Genomic DNA, 20,541 nt, shown 5'->3' with positions numbered 1-20,541 from the left:
CGTGGATTAATGGCGGAAGTGGCGCATGTCGGTAAAGATCATCGCGATACCGTGTTCATCGGCAGCGGCAATGACTTCATCATCACGGATAGAACCGCCAGGCTGGATAACGCAGCTCACGCCTACGGCGGCAGCGGCATCGATACCGTCGCGGAACGGGAAGAAGGCGTCGGAGGCCATCGCGGAGCCTTTCACTTCCAGACCTTCGTCAGCCGCTTTAATCCCGGCGATTTTCGCAGAGTAGACACGGCTCATCTGGCCTGCGCCTATGCCGATGGTCATGTTCTCTTTGGCGTAGACAATAGCGTTGGACTTCACAAACTTGGCTACCTTCCAGCAGAACAGCGCGTCACGCAGCTCTTGCTCGGTCGGCTGGCGTTTAGACACCACGCGCAGTTCGCCTTCGCCTACCATACCCAGGTCGCGGTCCTGAACCAGCAGGCCACCGTTAACGCGTTTGAAGTCCAGACCCGGCACACGCTGTGCCCACTGGCCGCAGATCAGGACGCGAACGTTCTGTTTAGCGGCAGTGATCTTCAACGCTTCTTCGGTCGCGGACGGGGCGATGATCACTTCCACGAACTGGCGGGAGATAATCGCCTGCGCGGTTTCGGCATCCAGCTCGCGGTTGAAGGCGATGATGCCGCCGAACGCGGAGGTTGGGTCGGTTTTATACGCACGGTCATAAGCATCGAGAATCGAGGTGCTTACCGCCACGCCGCACGGGTTGGCGTGCTTGACGATCACGCAGGCCGGCTCGTTGAACTCTTTCACGCACTCCAGCGCTGCGTCGGTATCAGCGATGTTGTTATAAGAGAGGGCTTTGCCCTGCACCTGCTGTGCAGTGGCAACGGATGCTTCTTTCACATTCTCTTCTATATAGAAGGCAGCCTGCTGGTGGCTGTTCTCGCCGTAGCGCATATCCTGCTTCTTAATGAAGTTCAGGTTCAGCGTACGCGGGAAGCGACCGGCGGCTTCTTTGCTCTCACCGTGATAAGCCGGAACCATGCTGCCGAAGTAGTTGGCAATCATGCTGTCGTAGGCGGCGGTGTGTTCGAAAGCTTTAATCGCGAGATCGAAACGGGTGTCGAGAGTCAGAGAGCCTTCATTAGCATCCATCTCTTTAATAATGGCGTCGTAGTCACTGCTCTTCACCACGATGGCGACGTCTTTATGGTTCTTCGCGGCGGAGCGCACCATGGTCGGGCCGCCGATATCAATGTTCTCTACCGCATCTTCCAGCGAGCAGCCTTCACGGGCTACGGTTTCGGCGAAGGGGTACAGGTTAACGACCACCATATCGATAGGGGCGATGTGATGCTGTTCCATGATCGCATCGTCCTGGCCGCGACGGCCGAGGATGCCGCCGTGTACTTTTGGATGCAGGGTCTTCACGCGTCCATCCATCATTTCCGGGAAACCGGTGTAATCGGAAACTTCGGTCACTGCCAGGCCTTTTTCTGCTAACAGGCGGGCGGTACCCCCCGTAGACAGCAGCTCCACACCGCGTGCGGAAAGTGCCTGAGCGAATTCGATGATACCGGCCTTGTCAGAAACACTGAGCAGAGCGCGGCGGACTGGACGACGTTGTTGCATGGTAAATCCCCTGGATTTGACTATTACAGAGAGCGTTAGGTGAATTCTTGGCTAAAAACTCAGCTAACGCCCCTCACGGGGCATCCTTGTTGTGCGGTGGCATTGTAACGAAAACGTTTGCGCAACGCTCGCGAATTTTTCTCTTTCCTTTAATTCGACTATTTCAGCTGTATAGATGAGGGATGAATCGAAGTGATGATCGCAAGAGAACCTTATTTTTGTGGATAACTCTGTGCGTAAATGGGTATAAGGCGGGGTTCTGCTGTGGAATGCAGCAGTCAGTCATTTTTCTGTCATTTAGGGGTTGCGGGCTGAAGGAAACTCCCTATAATGCGCCTCCATCGACACGGCGGATGTGAATCACTTCACACAAACAGCCCGGTCGGTTGAAGAGAAAAACCTGAAAATGAGGGTTGACTCTGAAAGAGGAAAGCGTAATATACGCCACCTCGCGACAGAGCGCTAAGGCGCGTCGCAACTGCTCTTTAACAATTTATCAGACAATCTGTGTGGGCACTCGAGGATACGGATTCTTAACGTCGCAAGGCGAAAAATGAATACCAAGTCTCTGAGTGAACACGTAATTCATTACGAAGTTTAATTCACGAGCATCAAACTTAAATTGAAGAGTTTGATCATGGCTCAGATTGAACGCTGGCGGCAGGCCTAACACATGCAAGTCGAACGGTAGCACAGAGAGCTTGCTCTCGGGTGACGAGTGGCGGACGGGTGAGTAATGTCTGGGAAACTGCCCGATGGAGGGGGATAACTACTGGAAACGGTAGCTAATACCGCATAATGTCGCAAGACCAAAGAGGGGGACCTTCGGGCCTCTTGCCATCGGATGTGCCCAGATGGGATTAGCTTGTAGGTGAGGTAACGGCTCACCTAGGCGACGATCCCTAGCTGGTCTGAGAGGATGACCAGCCACACTGGAACTGAGACACGGTCCAGACTCCTACGGGAGGCAGCAGTGGGGAATATTGCACAATGGGCGCAAGCCTGATGCAGCCATGCCGCGTGTATGAAGAAGGCCTTCGGGTTGTAAAGTACTTTCAGCGAGGAGGAAGGCGTTGTGGTTAATAACCACAGCGATTGACGTTACTCGCAGAAGAAGCACCGGCTAACTCCGTGCCAGCAGCCGCGGTAATACGGAGGGTGCAAGCGTTAATCGGAATTACTGGGCGTAAAGCGCACGCAGGCGGTCTGTCAAGTCGGATGTGAAATCCCCGGGCTCAACCTGGGAACTGCATCCGAAACTGGCAGGCTAGAGTCTTGTAGAGGGGGGTAGAATTCCAGGTGTAGCGGTGAAATGCGTAGAGATCTGGAGGAATACCGGTGGCGAAGGCGGCCCCCTGGACAAAGACTGACGCTCAGGTGCGAAAGCGTGGGGAGCAAACAGGATTAGATACCCTGGTAGTCCACGCCGTAAACGATGTCGACTTGGAGGTTGTGCCCTTGAGGCGTGGCTTCCGGAGCTAACGCGTTAAGTCGACCGCCTGGGGAGTACGGCCGCAAGGTTAAAACTCAAATGAATTGACGGGGGCCCGCACAAGCGGTGGAGCATGTGGTTTAATTCGATGCAACGCGAAGAACCTTACCTACTCTTGACATCCAGAGAACTTAGCAGAGATGCTTTGGTGCCTTCGGGAACTCTGAGACAGGTGCTGCATGGCTGTCGTCAGCTCGTGTTGTGAAATGTTGGGTTAAGTCCCGCAACGAGCGCAACCCTTATCCTTTGTTGCCAGCGGTCCGGCCGGGAACTCAAAGGAGACTGCCAGTGATAAACTGGAGGAAGGTGGGGATGACGTCAAGTCATCATGGCCCTTACGAGTAGGGCTACACACGTGCTACAATGGCATATACAAAGAGAAGCGACCTCGCGAGAGCAAGCGGACCTCATAAAGTATGTCGTAGTCCGGATTGGAGTCTGCAACTCGACTCCATGAAGTCGGAATCGCTAGTAATCGTGGATCAGAATGCCACGGTGAATACGTTCCCGGGCCTTGTACACACCGCCCGTCACACCATGGGAGTGGGTTGCAAAAGAAGTAGGTAGCTTAACCTTCGGGAGGGCGCTTACCACTTTGTGATTCATGACTGGGGTGAAGTCGTAACAAGGTAACCGTAGGGGAACCTGCGGTTGGATCACCTCCTTACCTTAAAGAAACGTTCTTTGCAGTGCTCACACAGATTGTCTGATGAATGATGAACTTCTGAATGTACTTTCGAGTGCATTAAGAAGTTTTGCTCTTTAAAAATCTGGATCAAGCTGAAAATTGAAACGACACACTGTGTCTGTTCTCCGTAATAAGAACAGATAAATGGTGTGTTCGAGTCTCTCAAATTTTCGCAATCAGAAGTGAAACATCTTCGGGTTGTGAGGTTAAGCGACTAAGCGTACACGGTGGATGCCCTGGCAGTCAGAGGCGATGAAGGACGTGCTAATCTGCGATAAGCGCCGGTAAGGTGATATGAACCGTTATAACCGGCGATTTCCGAATGGGGAAACCCAGTGTGATTCGTCACACTATCGTTAACTGAATACATAGGTTAACGAAGCGAACCGGGGGAACTGAAACATCTAAGTACCCCGAGGAAAAGAAATCAACCGAGATTCCCCCAGTAGCGGCGAGCGAACGGGGAGCAGCCCAGAGTCTGAATCAGCATGTGTGTTAGTGGAACGGTCTGGAAAGTCCGACGGTACAGGGTGATAGTCCCGTACACAAAAATGCACAGGTTGTGAACTCGAAGAGTAGGGCGGGACACGTGGTATCCTGTCTGAATATGGGGGGACCATCCTCCAAGGCTAAATACTCCTGACTGACCGATAGTGAACCAGTACCGTGAGGGAAAGGCGAAAAGAACCCCGGCGAGGGGAGTGAAAAAGAACCTGAAACCGTGTACGTACAAGCAGTGGGAGCACCTTCGGGTGTGACTGCGTACCTTTTGTATAATGGGTCAGCGACTTATATTCTGTAGCAAGGTTAACCGTATAGGGGAGCCGAAGGGAAACCGAGTCTTAACTGGGCGTTAAGTTGCAGGGTATAGACCCGAAACCCGGTGATCTAGCCATGGGCAGGTTGAAGGTTGGGTAACACTAACTGGAGGACCGAACCGACTAATGTTGAAAAATTAGCGGATGACTTGTGGCTGGGGGTGAAAGGCCAATCAAACCGGGAGATAGCTGGTTCTCCCCGAAAGCTATTTAGGTAGCGCCTCGTGAACTCATCTTCGGGGGTAGAGCACTGTTTCGGCTAGGGGGTCATCCCGACTTACCAACCCGATGCAAACTGCGAATACCGAAGAATGTTATCACGGGAGACACACGGCGGGTGCTAACGTCCGTCGTGAAGAGGGAAACAACCCAGACCGCCAGCTAAGGTCCCAAAGTCATGGTTAAGTGGGAAACGATGTGGGAAGGCACAGACAGCCAGGATGTTGGCTTAGAAGCAGCCATCATTTAAAGAAAGCGTAATAGCTCACTGGTCGAGTCGGCCTGCGCGGAAGATGTAACGGGGCTAAACCATGCACCGAAGCTGCGGCAGCGACACTATGTGTTGTTGGGTAGGGGAGCGTTCTGTAAGCCGTTGAAGGTGGCCTGTGAGGGCTGCTGGAGGTATCAGAAGTGCGAATGCTGACATAAGTAACGATAATGCGGGTGAAAAACCCGCACGCCGGAAGACCAAGGGTTCCTGTCCAACGTTAATCGGGGCAGGGTGAGTCGACCCCTAAGGCGAGGCCGAAAGGCGTAGTCGATGGGAAACAGGTTAATATTCCTGTACTTGGTGTTACTGCGAAGGGGGGACGGAGAAGGCTATGTCGGCCGGGCGACGGTTGTCCCGGTTTAAGCATGTAGGCGGAGGTTCCAGGTAAATCCGGTACCTTTTAACGCTGAGGTGTGATGACGAGGCACTACGGTGCTGAAGTGACAAATGCCCTGCTTCCAGGAAAAGCCTCTAAGCATCAGGTAACACGAAATCGTACCCCAAACCGACACAGGTGGTCAGGTAGAGAATACCAAGGCGCTTGAGAGAACTCGGGTGAAGGAACTAGGCAAAATGGTGCCGTAACTTCGGGAGAAGGCACGCTGATATGTAGGTGAAGTGATTTACTCATGGAGCTGAAATCAGTCGAAGATACCAGCTGGCTGCAACTGTTTATTAAAAACACAGCACTGTGCAAACACGAAAGTGGACGTATACGGTGTGACGCCTGCCCGGTGCCGGAAGGTTAATTGATGGGGTTATCCGTAAGGAGAAGCTCTTGATCGAAGCCCCGGTAAACGGCGGCCGTAACTATAACGGTCCTAAGGTAGCGAAATTCCTTGTCGGGTAAGTTCCGACCTGCACGAATGGCGTAATGATGGCCAGGCTGTCTCCACCCGAGACTCAGTGAAATTGAACTCGCTGTGAAGATGCAGTGTACCCGCGGCAAGACGGAAAGACCCCGTGAACCTTTACTATAGCTTGACACTGAACACTGGTCCTTGATGTGTAGGATAGGTGGGAGGCTTTGAAGTGTGGACGCCAGTCTGCATGGAGCCATCCTTGAAATACCACCCTTTAATGGCTGGTGTTCTAACGTGGGCCCGTAATCCGGGTTGCGGACAGTGTCTGGTGGGTAGTTTGACTGGGGCGGTCTCCTCCCAAAGAGTAACGGAGGAGCACGAAGGTTAGCTAATCCTGGTCGGACATCAGGAGGTTAGTGCAAAGGCATAAGCTAGCTTGACTGCGAGAGTGACGGCTCGAGCAGGTGCGAAAGCAGGTCTTAGTGATCCGGTGGTTCTGAATGGAAGGGCCATCGCTCAACGGATAAAAGGTACTCCGGGGATAACAGGCTGATACCGCCCAAGAGTTCATATCGACGGCGGTGTTTGGCACCTCGATGTCGGCTCATCACATCCTGGGGCTGAAGTAGGTCCCAAGGGTATGGCTGTTCGCCATTTAAAGTGGTACGCGAGCTGGGTTTAGAACGTCGTGAGACAGTTCGGTCCCTATCTGCCGTGGGCGCTGGAGAATTGAGGGGGGCTGCTCCTAGTACGAGAGGACCGGAGTGGACGCATCACTGGTGTTCGGGTTGTCATGCCAATGGCACTGCCCGGTAGCTAAATGCGGAAGAGATAAGTGCTGAAAGCATCTAAGCACGAAACTTGCCCCGAGATGAGTTCTCCCTGACCCTTTAAGGGTCCTGAAGGAACGTTGAAGACGACGACGTTGATAGGTCGGGTGTGTAAGTGTAGCGATACATTGAGCTAACCGATACTAATGAACCGTGAGGCTTAACCTTACAACGCCGAAGATGTTTTGGCGAAGAGACAGATTTTCAGCCTGATACAGATAAGATTAACCGGCAAAAAGCGGGTTAATAAACAGAATTTGCCTGGCGGCTGTAGCGCGGTGGTCCCACCTGACCCCATGCCGAACTCAGAAGTGAAACGCCGTAGCGCCGATGGTAGTGTGGGGTCTCCCCATGCGAGAGTAGGGAACTGCCAGGCATCAAATAAAGTGAAGAAGCCCATCCTGCCGGATGGGCTTTTTTGCGTCTGTGTGAAATGAAACCTGCCGGATGCGGCACACCGCCTTATCCGGCCTACGTTGTACTGAACGTATTTTGTAGGCCTGATAAGCGCAGCGCATCAGGCAATCCCGCACCACGTAAAAACTTGCCCTGCTACCCGCGCACGAGATTGAGCAACGGGTAGGGGTGCCCAAGATCGTCCACCTCTGTACGTCCCGTCACGCTAAATCCCATCTTCTTATAGAATCCAACCGCTTGTTCATTCTGTTCGTTAACGTTAGTTGTTAGCGTGGAACTCATTGATAAAGCATGTTCAATCAGCAGCTTACCAACGCCACTACCACGCACATCCGGATCGACAAACAGGGCATCTATATGCTGATCGGTCAGGAGCATAAAGGCGACTGGCTCATCCTGATTTGTCACTGCAACCCATAGAGGGGCTTCTGGTAAAAAAGAACGTACCAACTGTTCCAGTTCAACCCGATAATCCGCAGAGAGGAAATGGTGCGTGGCATCCACTGAGCGACACCAAATAGAAACTAACTTGTCTCCTTCGTCCTGACGCGAACGACGGATGGTAAAGGTCATAGCATTCTCCTTTTTTCTTTACTGCACTATTCTACAGCAAGGAACCGTGAAACTTTCTCAACTTGAGGATGTAGGCTCGACATTCTGCTGATTCCTGGGTATCTTCAGCTATCTGGATGTCTAAACGTTTAAACGTATGTAGTGAGGTTATCAGGTTATGCCAATTCGCGTGCAGGACGAACTACCCGCCGTCAATTTCTTGCGTGAGGAAAACGTCTTTGTCATGACGACATCCCGCGCTTCCGGTCAGGAAATCCGTCCACTGAAGGTACTTATCCTCAACCTGATGCCGAAGAAGATTGAAACGGAAAACCAGTTCCTGCGTTTATTGTCTAACTCACCGCTACAGGTAGATGTTCAGCTATTGCGCATCGATGCCCGCGAGTCACGCAACACCCCAACGGAGCATCTGAATAACTTTTACTGTAATTTCGAGGATATCTGCGATCAGAACTTTGATGGACTGATCGTTACAGGGGCGCCGCTGGGTCTGGTTGAGTTTAATGACGTGGCTTACTGGCCGCAGATAAAACAGGTTCTTGAGTGGGCTAAAGATCACGTTACCTCGACGCTGTTTGTCTGCTGGGCGGTACAGGCCGCATTGAATATCCTTTATGGCATTCCCAAGCAAACCCGCACGGATAAACTCTCCGGCGTCTATGAGCATCATATTCTGCATCCTCATGCGTTGCTGACGCGCGGATTTGATGATGCATTTTTGGCCCCTCATTCGCGCTATGCCGACTTCCCTGCCGCACTTATCCGCGACTATACCGATCTCGAGATTTTTGCCGAAACGGAAGAGGGCGATGCCTATTTGTTCGCCAGTAAAGATAAACGCATTGCCTTTGTGACGGGTCATCCCGAGTATGACGCGCACACGCTCGGTAGCGAATATTTTCGTGACGTTGAAGCGGGCTTATCCCCGGAAGTACCCTATAACTACTTCCCGAAAGATGACCCGCAAAACAAACCGCGGGCAACCTGGCGTAGCCATGGCAATCTGTTGTTTACCAACTGGCTCAACTATTACGTCTACCAGATCACGCCATATGATCTGCGTCACATGAATCCAACGCTGGATTAATCTTCTGTAGCAGACGATCCTTAAGCGTTTCAGCATGTTGAATCAGGCACCTTCGGGTGCCTTTTTTATTTCCGAAACGCACCTCACTGTGTAATTAAATTTTATTTATATTGTTATCAATAGGTTAATGGATAATTAATTTAAAAATGGAAATTGTTTTTGATTTTGAAATTTAAATGAGTAGTCTTAGTTGTGCTGAACGAAAACCGCACAACGATCCTTCGTTCGCATTGGGGATGTGTTTGGATCACTGACGAGGAACTACGCAATGAATCAACAGGCAACGACAACCGATGAACTGGTCTTCACCAGGCCGCGTGGCGAACAGGAGCAGCAAATCCTGACCGGAGAAGCGGTGGAGTTTCTGACTGAACTGGTGACAAGATTTACGCCTAAGCGGAATAAGCTTCTGGCTGCGCGGATCCAGCAGCAGCAGGATATTGATAACGGTAAGTTGCCTGATTTTATTTCGGAAACAGCTTCCATTCGTGAGGGCGACTGGAAAATTCGCGGTATTCCTGATGATTTACTGGATCGCCGCGTAGAGATTACCGGACCGGTTGAGCGCAAGATGGTCATCAACGCGCTGAACGCGAACGTCAAAGTCTTTATGGCTGACTTTGAAGATTCGCTGGCCCCTGAGTGGAGCAAAGTTATCGACGGGCAGATCAACCTGCGCGATGCGGTCAATGGCACCATTAGTTACACCAACGAAGCGGGTAAAATTTATCAACTTAAACCCAATCCAGCTTTATTGGTGTGTCGTGTGCGTGGTCTGCATCTGCCGGAAAAACACGTCACCTGGCGTGGCGAATCCATCCCTGGCAGCCTGTTCGATTTTGCACTCTACTTCTTCCACAACTACAAAGCGTTGCTGGCAAAAGGCAGTGGCCCGTATTTCTATCTGCCAAAAACGCAGGCCTGGCAAGAAGCTGCCTGGTGGAGTGAAGTGTTCAGCTATGCAGAGGACCGCTTTAATCTGCCGCGCGGCACCATCAAAGCGACCTTGCTGATTGAAACGTTGCCCGCTGTTTTCCAGATGGATGAGATCCTGCACGCGTTGCGTGACCATATTGTGGGCCTGAACTGTGGCCGCTGGGATTACATTTTCAGCTATATCAAAACCCTGAAGAACCACCCGGACCGCGTGCTGCCGGACCGTCAGGTGGTGACGATGGATAAGCCATTCCTTAGCGCCTACTCGCGTCTGTTGATTAAAACCTGTCATAAACGCGGCGCGTTCGCGATGGGCGGCATGGCTGCGTTCATTCCCAGTAAAGATGCCGAGCGTAACAACCAGGTTCTGACCAAGGTAAAAGCGGATAAAGCGCTGGAAGCGAATAACGGTCATGACGGTACATGGATTGCCCATCCGGGCCTGGCAGATACCGCAATGACGGTATTCAACGACGTGCTCGGAGAAAACAAAAATCAGCTGTTTGTGACGCGTGAAGAAGATGCGCCAATTACCGCCGAACAGCTGCTGGCACCGTGCGACGGTGAGCGTACCGAAGAGGGTATGCGCGCCAATATCCGTGTCGCGGTGCAGTATATCGAGGCGTGGATCTCCGGTAACGGCTGCGTGCCGATTTACGGTCTGATGGAAGATGCGGCCACCGCCGAAATCTCCCGCACCTCCATCTGGCAGTGGATCCACCACCAGAAAACGCTCAGCAACGGCAAGCCGGTGACCAAACTGCTGTTCCGCCAGATGCTGGCCGAAGAGATGCTGGTGATTCAGGACGAACTGGGCGAGCACCGCTACAGCAGCGGGCGTTTTGACGATGCCGCGCGTCTGATGGAGCAAATCACTACCTCTGATGAACTGATCGATTTCTTGACCCTGCCAGGTTACCGCCTGCTGGCTTAACTCACCACATAACAATATGGAGCATCTGCACATGAAAACCCGTAATCAACAAATCGAAGAATTACAGAAAGAGTGGACTCAACCGCGCTGGGAAGGCATCACCCGTCCATATAGCGCGGAGGATGTGGTGAAATTACGTGGCTCGGTCAACCCGGAATGCACGCTGGCGCAGCTTGGTGCGGCGAAAATGTGGCGTCTGCTGCACGGTGAGTCGAAGAAAGGGTATATCAACAGCCTCGGCGCGCTGACCGGCGGCCAGGCGCTGCAACAGGCGAAAGCCGGTATTGAAGCGGTTTACCTTTCTGGCTGGCAGGTGGCGGCAGATGCCAACCTGGCCTCCAGCATGTATCCGGATCAATCGCTGTATCCGGCGAACTCCGTCCCGGCAGTGGTGGATCGGATCAACAATACTTTCCGTCGTGCGGATCAGATCCAATGGTCAAGCGGTATTGAGCCGAACGATCCGCGCTACGTGGATTACTTCTTGCCGATCGTTGCCGATGCGGAAGCGGGCTTTGGCGGGGTTCTGAACGCGTTTGAACTGATGAAATCGATGATTGAGGCTGGTGCAGCAGCCGTTCACTTCGAAGATCAGCTCGCATCAGTGAAAAAATGCGGTCACATGGGCGGTAAGGTGCTGGTGCCGACTCAGGAAGCTATTCAGAAACTGGTGGCGGCCCGTCTGGCTGCCGACGTGATGGGCGTGCCGACGCTGGTGATTGCGCGTACCGATGCTGACGCAGCTGATTTGATTACCTCTGACTGCGATGCCTACGACAGCGAATTCATTACTGGCGAACGTACCTGCGAAGGCTTCTTCCGTACACATGCTGGTATTGAGCAGGCGATCAGCCGCGGTCTGGCCTACGCGCCGTATGCGGATCTGGTGTGGTGTGAAACTTCCACACCAGACCTCGAACTGGCGAAGCGCTTTGCCGATGCCATTCATGCGAAATTCCCAGGTAAACTGCTGGCCTACAACTGTTCGCCGTCGTTTAACTGGCAGAAAAATCTGGATGATAAAACCATTGCCAGCTTCCAGCAGCAGTTGTCGGACATGGGCTATAAATACCAGTTCATTACCCTGGCAGGTATTCACAGCATGTGGTTCAACATGTTCGACCTCGCGCACTCCTATGCGCAGGGTGAAGGCATGCGCCACTATGTTGAGAAGGTGCAGCAGCCAGAATTTGCGGCGGCAAAAGACGGTTACACCTTCGTGTCCCACCAGCAGGAAGTGGGTACCGGCTACTTCGATAAAGTTACCACCATCATTCAGGGCGGCGCCTCTTCCGTTACCGCGTTAACGGGTTCCACCGAAGAATCGCAGTTCTGATCAATGCCCGGTGGCGCTGCGCTTGCCGGGCCTACGAAGGGATGTAGGCCGGAAAAGCGTATGCGCCATCCGGCATGACGTTGTGCCGGATGGGAGAAATCGATGACGCGTGGCCTGGAATTACTGATTGCTCAGACAATTTTACAAGGTTTCGACGCCCAGTACGGGCGTTTTCTGGAAGTCACCTCCGGCGCGCAGCAGCGTTTTGAACATGCCGACTGGCATGCGGTTCAGCAGGCGATGAAAAGCCGTATTCACCTTTACGATCATCATGTGGGTCTGGTGGTGGAACAGCTGCGCTGCATTACTGACGGCAAAAGTACCGACGCGGATTTTTTGCTCCGCGTGAAAGATCATTACACCCGGCTCTTGCCGGATTATCCGCGCTTCGAGATTGCGGAGAGCTTCTTTAACTCCGTTTACTGCCGGTTATTTGACCACCGCTCGCTGACTCCCGAGCGGCTGTTTATTTTTAGCTCTCAGCCAGAGCGCCGTTTTCGCACGATCCCCCGCCCGCTGGCGAAAGACTTTTTTCCCGATACCGGCTGGGAGTGGCTACTCACCCGCGTTCTCAGCGATCTGCCTCTGCGTCTACCGTGGCAGAACAAACATCGTGATATCCACTACATCATCGAACACCTGACCGAAACTCTGGGTGCGGATGTGTTGCCGCGCTGTCATTTACAGGTGGCGAACGAACTGTTTTATCGCAATAAGGCCGCCTGGCTGGTCGGTAAGCTGATTACCCCTTCCGGGACGCTGCCGTTTTTATTGCCAATCCACCGGACTGACGAAGGCGAACTGTTTGTCGATACCTGTCTGACCACGACGGCGGAAGCGAGCATTGTGTTTGGCTTTGCCCGTTCCTATTTTATGGTTTATGCCCCACTGCCCGCGGCGTTAGTGGAGTGGCTGCGCGAGATCCTGCCCGGTAAAACCACCGCTGAATTGTATATGGCGATTGGCTGTCAGAAACATGCGAAGACTGAAAGCTACCGCGAGTATCTGCTCTATCTCGCTGATTGCGATGAGCAATTTATCGAAGCGCCGGGGATCCGCGGCATGGTGATGCTGGTGTTTACCCTACCGGGTTTCGACCGGGTGTTTAAAATCATCAAAGACAAATTTGCGCCGCAAAAGGAGATGTCCGCCGCGCACGTCCGCGCCTGCTACCAGCTGGTGAAAGAGCACGACCGAGTCGGGCGCATGGCCGATACCCAGGAGTTTGAAAACTTTGTGCTGGATAAACGGCAAATCGACCCGGCGCTGATGGCGCTGCTACTACAAGAAGCGCCGGAAAAAATTACCGATCTCGGCGATCAGATTGTTATTCGCCATCTGTATATCGAACGGCGCATGGTGCCGCTGAATATCTGGCTGGAGCAGGTCGAAGGCCAGCAGCTGCGCGACGCGATAGAAGAGTACGGCAACGCCATTCGTCAGCTGGCCGCCGCCAATATTTTCCCGGGAGATATGCTGTTTAAGAATTTTGGCGTTACCCGCCACGGGCGCGTGGTGTTCTACGACTACGATGAAATTTGCTATATGACAGAGGTGAATTTCCGCCATATCCCACCGCCGCGCTACCCGGAAGATGAGATGAGCGCTGAACCGTGGTACAGCGTGTCGCCGGGGGATGTCTTCCCGGAAGAGTTTCGTCACTGGCTATGTGCCGACCCGCGCATCGGGCCGTTGTTTGAGGAGATGCACGCCGACCTGTTCAGCGCCGACTACTGGCGAGGGCTGCAAACGCGGATCCGGGAAGGTCACGTGGAAGATGTTTACGCTTACCGTCGTCGGCAGCGGTTTAGCGTACGTTATGAAACCGACCGTAGGCCGGATAAGGCCCTTGCGCCGCCATCCGGCAATGTACGCCGTGCCTGATGGCGCTGCGCTTATCAGGTCTACAAATCAGTCCCAACCCTTGCTTATCTAAACCCGCCGTACGCCAGCGTGACTTCTTTCGCTGCTTTGATCGCCATTGCGCCAAACTCGGTCACGCGGTCATCGGTAATACGTGAAATTGGCCCGGAAATGGAGATGGCGGCGAACGGCTCACGGTGTTCATCATAAATGCACGACGCCACGCAGCGCAGGCCCAGCGCGTGTTCTTCATCATCAAAGGAATAGCCGCGCTTACGTGTCTGCGCCAAATCCTCTTTCAGATGGACCGGCGACACCAGCGTGGCATGGGTATACGCGTGTAGCCCTTTGCGGTGCAGCAGACCGGTAACCTGTTCTTCACTCAATTGAGATAAAAATGCCTTGCCCGCACCGGAGGCGTGCATCGGCAGCTTGCCGCCGATAGGCGCAGACATGCGCATCAACTGGGTGCACTGCACCTGGTCGATAATAATGGCCTGATGGTCGCTTTGATCCAGCACGGCCAGGTTTACCGTCTCACCCGAATCTTCCATTAGTTTGCGCAGAATGGGGTGCACAATCGCCAGCAGATTGCGGCTTTGCAAAAAGCTGCTGCCGACGATAAACGCATGCGCACCCACGGCCCAGTGGCCTAATTCGCCCACCTGGCGGACAAAACCTTGCTGCTGCATGGTAGTCAACAGACGGTGGGTTGTTGAGTTTGGCAGACCGGCCTGCTGCGCCAGCTCGGTTAGCGCCACGCTGCCGTTGGATTCCGCAATCCACTCCAGTAGCTTCAGACCCCGGGTCAAAGACTGAACCTGCCCGGTTGCAGGCGTAGTGGCAGCGGCGGGTTTTCTACCGCGTTTCGCGGGGACAGGGGCAACCATGGCGGACTCCTTTTCTGTATCGTGGAAATCATTTTCGTTTTATTCGATTATAATGCAAGAATTCCTGTACTGATCGGATGAGTGAAGCTGAACATGTCTCATGTTGGCCGTTGTTCTCTTTTCCGCCTCTCAGGTTTGTGCCAGTATGGCCTGTTGAGTTTTTTTCGGTCTGGTTGAGCGTTGTCGGGAGCGAGTGTGAGCAGCAAAGTAGAACAATTACGTCAGCAGTTAAATGAACGTATTCTGGTGCTGGACGGCGGGATGGGCACCATGATCCAGGGATATCGTCTGAGCGAAGAGGATTTCCGCGGCGAGCGCTTCGCCGACTGGCCTTGCGACCTGAAGGGCAACAACGACCTGCTGGTGCTCAGCAAGCCGGAGGTGATTGCCGCGATCCATAACGCCTACTTTGAGGCGGGCGCGGATATCATCGAAACCAACACCTTTAACTCCACGACTATCGCCATGGCGGATTACCAGATGGAATCCCTGTCGGCGGAAATCAACTTTGCGGCGGCGAAGCTGGCGCGCGCGGCGGCAGACGAATGGACGGCGCGCACGCCGAACAAACCGCGCTATGTCGCGGGCGTGCTCGGTCCAACCAACCGTACGGCCTCTATCTCGCCCGACGTCAACGACCCGGCATACCGCAACATTACCTTTGACCAGCTGGTGGCCGCCTATCGCGAATCCACCAAAGCGCTGGTGGAAGGCGGCAGCGACCTGATCCTGATTGAAACCGTCTTCGATACCCTCAATGCTAAAGCCGCTATTTTCGCGGTAAAAACCGAGTTCGAAGCGCTGGGCGTCGAGCTGCCGATTATGCTTTCCGGCACCATTACCGATGCATCCGGACGTACGCTTTCCGGCCAGACCACCGAAGCGTTCTATAACTCATTGCGCCACGCCGATGCGCTGACCTTCGGTCTGAACTGCGCCTTAGGCCCGGACGAGCTGCGCCAGTACGTGCAGGAGCTGTCACGCATTGCCGAATGCTATGTCACCGCGCACCCGAACGCCGGGCTGCCGAACGCCTTCGGCGAGTACGACCTCGACGCCGACACCATGGCGACACAGATTCGCGAATGGGCCGAGGCCGGTTTCCTCAATGTGGTTGGCGGCTGTTGCGGCACCACGCCGGAACATATCGCCGCGATGAGCCGGGCGGTAGAAGGTTTACCGCCGCGCAAGTTGCCAGAAATCCCGGTGGCCTGCCGGCTGTCCGGCCTTGAACCGCTGAACATTGGCGACGATAGCCTGTTTGTTAACGTCGGCGAACGTACCAACGTCACCGGTTCAGCGAAATTTAAGCGTCTGATCAAAGAAGAGAAATACAGCGAAGCGCTGGACGTCGCCCGCCAGCAGGTGGAAAGCGGCGCGCAGATTATCGACATCAACATGGATGAGGGGATGCTCGACGCCGAAGCGGCGATGGTGCGCTTCCTCAACCTGATTGCCGGCGAGCCGGACATCGCCCGCGTGCCGATTATGATCGACTCCTCGAAATGGGAAGTCATCGAAAAAGGACTGAAGTGCATTCAGGGTAAAGGCATCGTTAACTCCATCTCGATGAAAGAGGGGGTGGAGACCTTTATCCATCACGCGAAGCTGCTGCGTCGCTACGGTGCTGCGGTGGTGGTGATGGCCTTTGACGAACAGGGCCAGGCGGATACCCGCGAACGTAAAATTGAGATTTGCCGCCGGGCGTACAAAATTCTCACCGAAGAAGTGGGCTTCCCGCCGGAAGACATCATCTTCGACCCAAACATTTTCGCCGTGGCAACCGGGATTGAAGAGCACAACAACTACGCGCAGGACTTTATCGGTGCCTGTGAAGATATTAAACGCGAGCTGCCGCACGCGCTGATTTCCGGCGGCGTCTCTAACGTTTCCTTCTCGTTCCGCGGCAACGACCCGGTACGTGAGGCTATTCACGCGGTATTCCTCTACTATGCGATTCGCAATGGGATGGACATGGGCATCGTCAACGCCGGACAGCTGGCTATCTATGACGACCTGCCCGCCGAGCTGCGCGACGCGGTTGAAGATGTGATCCTCAACCGACGTGAAGATGGTACCGAGCGTTTGCTGGAACTGGCCGAGAAATATCGCGGCAGTAAAACCGACGACACCGCGAATGCCCAGATGGCGGAGTGGCGTAGTTGGGACGTGAAAAAGCGCCTTGAATACTCGCTGGTGAAAGGCATTACCGAATTTATCGAGCTCGACACAGAAGAAGCGCGCCAGCAGGCCGAACGCCCGATTGAGGTGATCGAAGGGCCGCTGATGGACGGTATGAACGTGGTCGGCGACCTGTTCGGCGAGGGCAAAATGTTCCTGCCGCAGGTGGTGAAATCAGCCCGCGTGATGAAGCAGGCGGTGGCTTACCTCGAACCGTATATCGAAGCCAGTAAAGAGAAAGGCTCCAGCAACGGCAAGATGGTCATCGCCACCGTGAAGGGCGATGTGCACGACATCGGCAAGAACATCGTTGGCGTGGTGCTGCAATGTAACAACTACGAAATCGTCGATCTTGGCGTGATGGTGCCCGCGGAGAAAATCCTCAAGACCGCCAAAGAGGTGAATGCCGATCTGATTGGCCTTTCCGGGCTTATTACCCCGTCGCTGGACGAAATGGTCAACGTGGCGAAAGAGATGGAGCGTCAGGGCTTCACCATCCCACTGCTGATTGGCGGCGCGACCACCTCAAAAGCGCACACCGCGGTGAAAATTGAGCAGAACTACAGCGGCCCGACGGTTTATGTGCAGAACGCCTCGCGTACCGTGGGGGTTGTTGCCGCGCTGCTCTCCGACACCCAGCGCGATGACTTTGTCGCCCGTACGCGTAAAGAGTACGAAACCGTGCGCATCCAGCATGCGCGTAAGAAACCTCGCACGCCGCCGGTAACGTTACAGGCTGCACGTGATAACGATCTGGCCTTCGACTGGGAAAGTTACACGCCGCCGGTCGCGCATCGGTTAGGCGTGCAGGAAGTCGAGGCCAGCATCGAAACGCTGCGCAATTACATCGACTGGACGCCGTTCTTTATGACCTGGTCGCTGGCCGGGAAGTATCCGCGCATCCTCGAAGATGAAGTGGTGGGCGAAGAGGCGAAGCGCCTGTTCAAAGACGCCAACGACATGCTGGATAAACTCAGCGCTGAGAAGACCCTGAACCCGCGCGGCGTGGTGGGGTTGTTCCCGGCTAACCGCGTGGGTGACGACATCGAGATTTACCGTGACGAGACGCGTACGCACGTTATCAGCGTGAGTCATCACCTGCGCCAGCAGACGGAAAAAGTCGGCTTCGCCAACTACTGCCTGTCTGACTTTGTCGCGCCGAAACTGAGCGGCAAAGCGGATTACATCGGTGCTTTCGCGGTGACCGGCGGTCTGGAGGAGGATGCGCTGGCGGACGCCTTCGAAGCGCAGCATGACGACTACAACAAGATTATGGTGAAAGCCATCGCTGACCGTCTGGCGGAAGCATTCGCGGAATATCTGCATGAGCGCGTGCGTAAAGTCTACTGGGGCTATGCGGCGAATGAGAACCTCAGTAACGAAGAGCTGATCCGCGAAAACTACCAGGGCATTCGCCCGGCGCCGGGCTACCCGGCGTGCCCGGAACATACCGAAAAGGCCACCATCTGGGAGCTGCTGGACGTCGAAGCACATACCGGGATGAAGCTCACCGAATCCTTCGCCATGTGGCCTGGGGCCTCGGTTTCCGGCTGGTATTTCAGTCATCCTGACAGTAAGTATTACGCCGTGGCGCAAATTCAGCGCGATCAGGTTGAAGATTATGCCTTCCGTAAAGGCATGAGCGTGGCAGAAGTTGAACGTTGGTTAGCGCCTAATCTGGGCTACGACGCCGATTGATTCACAAAACTGTCATCTTTCTTTACAACAAACAGGGCACTCAATGAGTGCCCTGTCTCTTTCTTACGTTTAAACCCTTATACTGAAAGAACGTTCATCGGCACTGCTTGCCGGATGGCTCATTTTTGTAGACCTGATAAGCGTAGCGCCGTCAGGCGGTATGTCATTGCGATGAACCTCAGGAACATATAACGATAAGGAGAACCTGATTCCGTGCTAACTCTGTTACACCTGCTTTCTGCTGTCTCTATGCTGGTTTGGGGCACACATATTGTGCGTACCGGCGTGATGCGCGTCTTTGGCGCCCGTTTGCGTACCGTACTCAGCCGTAGCGTTGAAAAGAAGCCGCTCGCCTTTTGTGCGGGTATCGGCGTGACCGCGCTGGTACAAAGCAGCAACGCCACCACCATGCTGGTGACCTCATTTGTCGCCCAAGATCTCGTGGCGCTTACCCCTGCGCTGGTGATTGTACTCGGCGCCGACGTGGGGACCGCGCTGATGGCGCGTATCCTGACCTTCGATCTCTCATGGCTATCCCCACTGCTGATTTTCATCGGCGTGATCTTTTTTCTCGGGCGTAAGCAGTCCCGCGTGGGGCAACTGGGGCGGGTTGGCATCGGGCTGGGGTTGATTTTACTGGCGCTGGAGCTGATTGTGCAGGCGGTCACGCCGATAACCCAGGCTAACGGCGTACAGGTTATTTTCGCCTCGCTGACCGGCGATATTATGCTGGATGCGCTGATTGGCGCTATGTTCGCGGTGATCAGTTACTCCAGCCTGGCGGCGGTTTTGCTGACGGCAACCCTGACCGCTGCCAGCATTATCTCGTTTCCTGTCGCGTTGTGCCTGGTGATTGGCGCCAACCTTGGCTCTGGCCTGCTGGCGATGCTCAACAATAGCGCGGCTAACGCTGCTGCCCGTCGCGTGGCGCTTGGCAGCTTGTTGTTTAAGCTGGTGGGGAGTCTGATTATCCTGCCGTTTGTTCATCCGTTGGCGAATCTGATGGATGAGCTGCCGCTGCCGAAATCTGAGCTGGTCATTTATTTCCATGTTTTCTACAACCTGGTACGTTGCATAGCGATGGTGCCGTTCGCCGAACCGATGGCGCGTTTTTGCAAGCGTATTATCCGTGATGAGCCGGAACTGGACGCCCACCTGAAGCCTAAGCATCTGGACATCAGCGCACTGGATACCCCAACCCTGGCTCTGGCCAATGCCGCCCGTGAGGCCCTACGTATTGGCGATGCGATGGAGCAGATGATGGATGGGCTAAAGAAGGTGATGCACGGCGAACCGCGTGAAGAGAAAGAGTTGCGCAGGATGGCGGACGATATCAACGTACTGTACACGGCGATTAAGCTCTATCTGGCGAGGATGCCAAAGGATGAACTGGCAGAAGAAGAGTCGCGCCGTTGGGCTGAGATTATCGAAATGTCGCTCAACCTTGAACAGGCGTCGGATATTGTTGAGCGTATGGGCAGCGAGATTGCCGACAAGTCGCTGGCAGCGCGTCGGGCATTCTCTGTCGAAGGGCTGAAAGAACTTGATGCACTGTACGATCAACTGCTCAGTAATCTGCAACTGGCGATGTCGGTATTCTTCTCTGGCGACGTGACCAGCGCCCGTCGTCTGCGCCGCAGCAAGCACCGTTTCCGCATCCTTAACCGTCGTTATTCGCATGCGCACGTGGATCGTCTGCATCAGCAGAACGTGCAGAGCATTGAGACCAGTTCCCTGCACCTGGCGTTGCTGGGCGATATGCAGCGTCTGAACTCACTGTTTTGCTCTGTGGCTTACAGTGTGCTGGAACAGCCGGATGAGGACGACGAGCGTGAGTACTAACGAGGACAGATGAAAGGTTGCCCGGTGGCGCTGATGCTTACCGGGCCTACGGATAACCGTCAATGTT

General features: G+C 54.3%; 9 protein-coding genes and 3 rRNA genes. 9 read left to right on the top strand and 3 right to left on the bottom strand.

Translation table 11 applies throughout. The annotated features are described in order from the left end of the window. Positions 1–6: 6 nt before the first annotated feature. A complete protein-coding gene (gene purH, locus M4I31_RS22325; RefSeq protein ID WP_085049786.1) occupies positions 7–1,596 on the bottom strand; it encodes a bifunctional phosphoribosylaminoimidazolecarboxamide formyltransferase/IMP cyclohydrolase in 1,590 nt (529 codons plus the stop codon). Positions 1,597–2,215: 619 nt separating this feature from the next. Between purH and M4I31_RS22320 the strand changes: the two genes are divergently transcribed. The 3 genes from M4I31_RS22320 to rrf all read left to right on the top strand — a co-directional run bounded on the left by M4I31_RS22320 (position 2,216) and on the right by rrf (position 7,093). Then, a 16S ribosomal RNA gene (locus M4I31_RS22320) occupies positions 2,216–3,755 on the top strand. Positions 3,756–3,980: 225 nt separating this feature from the next. Further along, a 23S ribosomal RNA gene (locus M4I31_RS22315) occupies positions 3,981–6,885 on the top strand. 92 nt (positions 6,886–6,977) lie between these two features. Further along, positions 6,978–7,093: ribosomal RNA gene (rrf, locus tag M4I31_RS22310) — 5S ribosomal RNA — on the top strand. Together the 16S, 23S and 5S rRNA genes form the textbook arrangement of a ribosomal RNA operon. Before the next feature lie 176 nt (positions 7,094–7,269). On the opposite strand, the gene M4I31_RS22305 is transcribed toward rrf, so the two are convergent. Then, on the bottom strand, positions 7,270–7,707 hold the full coding sequence (locus M4I31_RS22305; protein ID WP_085049565.1) for an acetyltransferase: 438 nt from the start codon (positions 7,705–7,707) through the stop codon (positions 7,270–7,272). Between the two features lie 157 nt (positions 7,708–7,864). On the opposite strand from M4I31_RS22305, the gene metA reads away from it, so the two are divergent. From metA to aceK, 4 genes are all read left to right on the top strand, one after another. Beyond that, the gene (gene metA, locus M4I31_RS22300) at positions 7,865–8,794 is read left to right on the top strand and encodes a homoserine O-succinyltransferase (RefSeq protein WP_042313076.1); all 930 of its coding nucleotides are present in this window, start codon (positions 7,865–7,867) and stop codon (positions 8,792–8,794) included. A gap of 268 nt (positions 8,795–9,062) precedes the next feature. After that, positions 9,063–10,664, top strand: a complete 1,602-nt coding sequence (gene aceB / locus M4I31_RS22295) for a malate synthase A (protein WP_085049566.1) — start codon at positions 9,063–9,065, stop codon at positions 10,662–10,664. Between the two features lie 31 nt (positions 10,665–10,695). Further along, positions 10,696–12,000 carry an isocitrate lyase gene (gene aceA, locus M4I31_RS22290; RefSeq protein WP_038636179.1) on the top strand — a complete coding sequence of 435 codons (1,305 nt, stop codon included), beginning with the start codon at positions 10,696–10,698 and terminating at the stop codon, positions 11,998–12,000. A 102-nt stretch (positions 12,001–12,102) separates the two neighbouring features. Then, entirely contained in the window at positions 12,103–13,884 is a 1,782-nt protein-coding gene (gene aceK / locus M4I31_RS22285; protein WP_085049567.1) for a bifunctional isocitrate dehydrogenase kinase/phosphatase, read from the top strand. A gap of 44 nt (positions 13,885–13,928) precedes the next feature. On the opposite strand, the gene iclR is transcribed toward aceK, so the two are convergent. Then, positions 13,929–14,753, bottom strand: a complete 825-nt coding sequence (gene iclR, locus M4I31_RS22280) for a glyoxylate bypass operon transcriptional repressor IclR (RefSeq protein ID WP_038636184.1) — start codon at positions 14,751–14,753, stop codon at positions 13,929–13,931. A 195-nt stretch (positions 14,754–14,948) separates the two neighbouring features. On the opposite strand from iclR, the gene metH reads away from it, so the two are divergent. Both metH and M4I31_RS22270 read left to right on the top strand, forming a co-directional pair. After that, positions 14,949–18,632 carry a methionine synthase gene (gene metH / locus M4I31_RS22275; protein ID WP_085049568.1) on the top strand — a complete coding sequence of 1,228 codons (3,684 nt, stop codon included), beginning with the start codon at positions 14,949–14,951 and terminating at the stop codon, positions 18,630–18,632. 213 nt (positions 18,633–18,845) lie between these two features. Then, positions 18,846–20,474, top strand: a complete 1,629-nt coding sequence (locus M4I31_RS22270) for a Na/Pi cotransporter family protein (protein WP_038636190.1) — start codon at positions 18,846–18,848, stop codon at positions 20,472–20,474. The last annotated feature ends 67 nt before the right edge of the window (positions 20,475–20,541 follow it).

It is taken from the genome of Citrobacter sp. XT1-2-2 (assembly GCF_023516235.1).
Taxonomy (GTDB): Bacteria; Pseudomonadota; Gammaproteobacteria; order Enterobacterales; family Enterobacteriaceae; genus Citrobacter; species Citrobacter werkmanii.
This window is presented reverse-complemented; position numbering and strand designations above follow the sequence as displayed.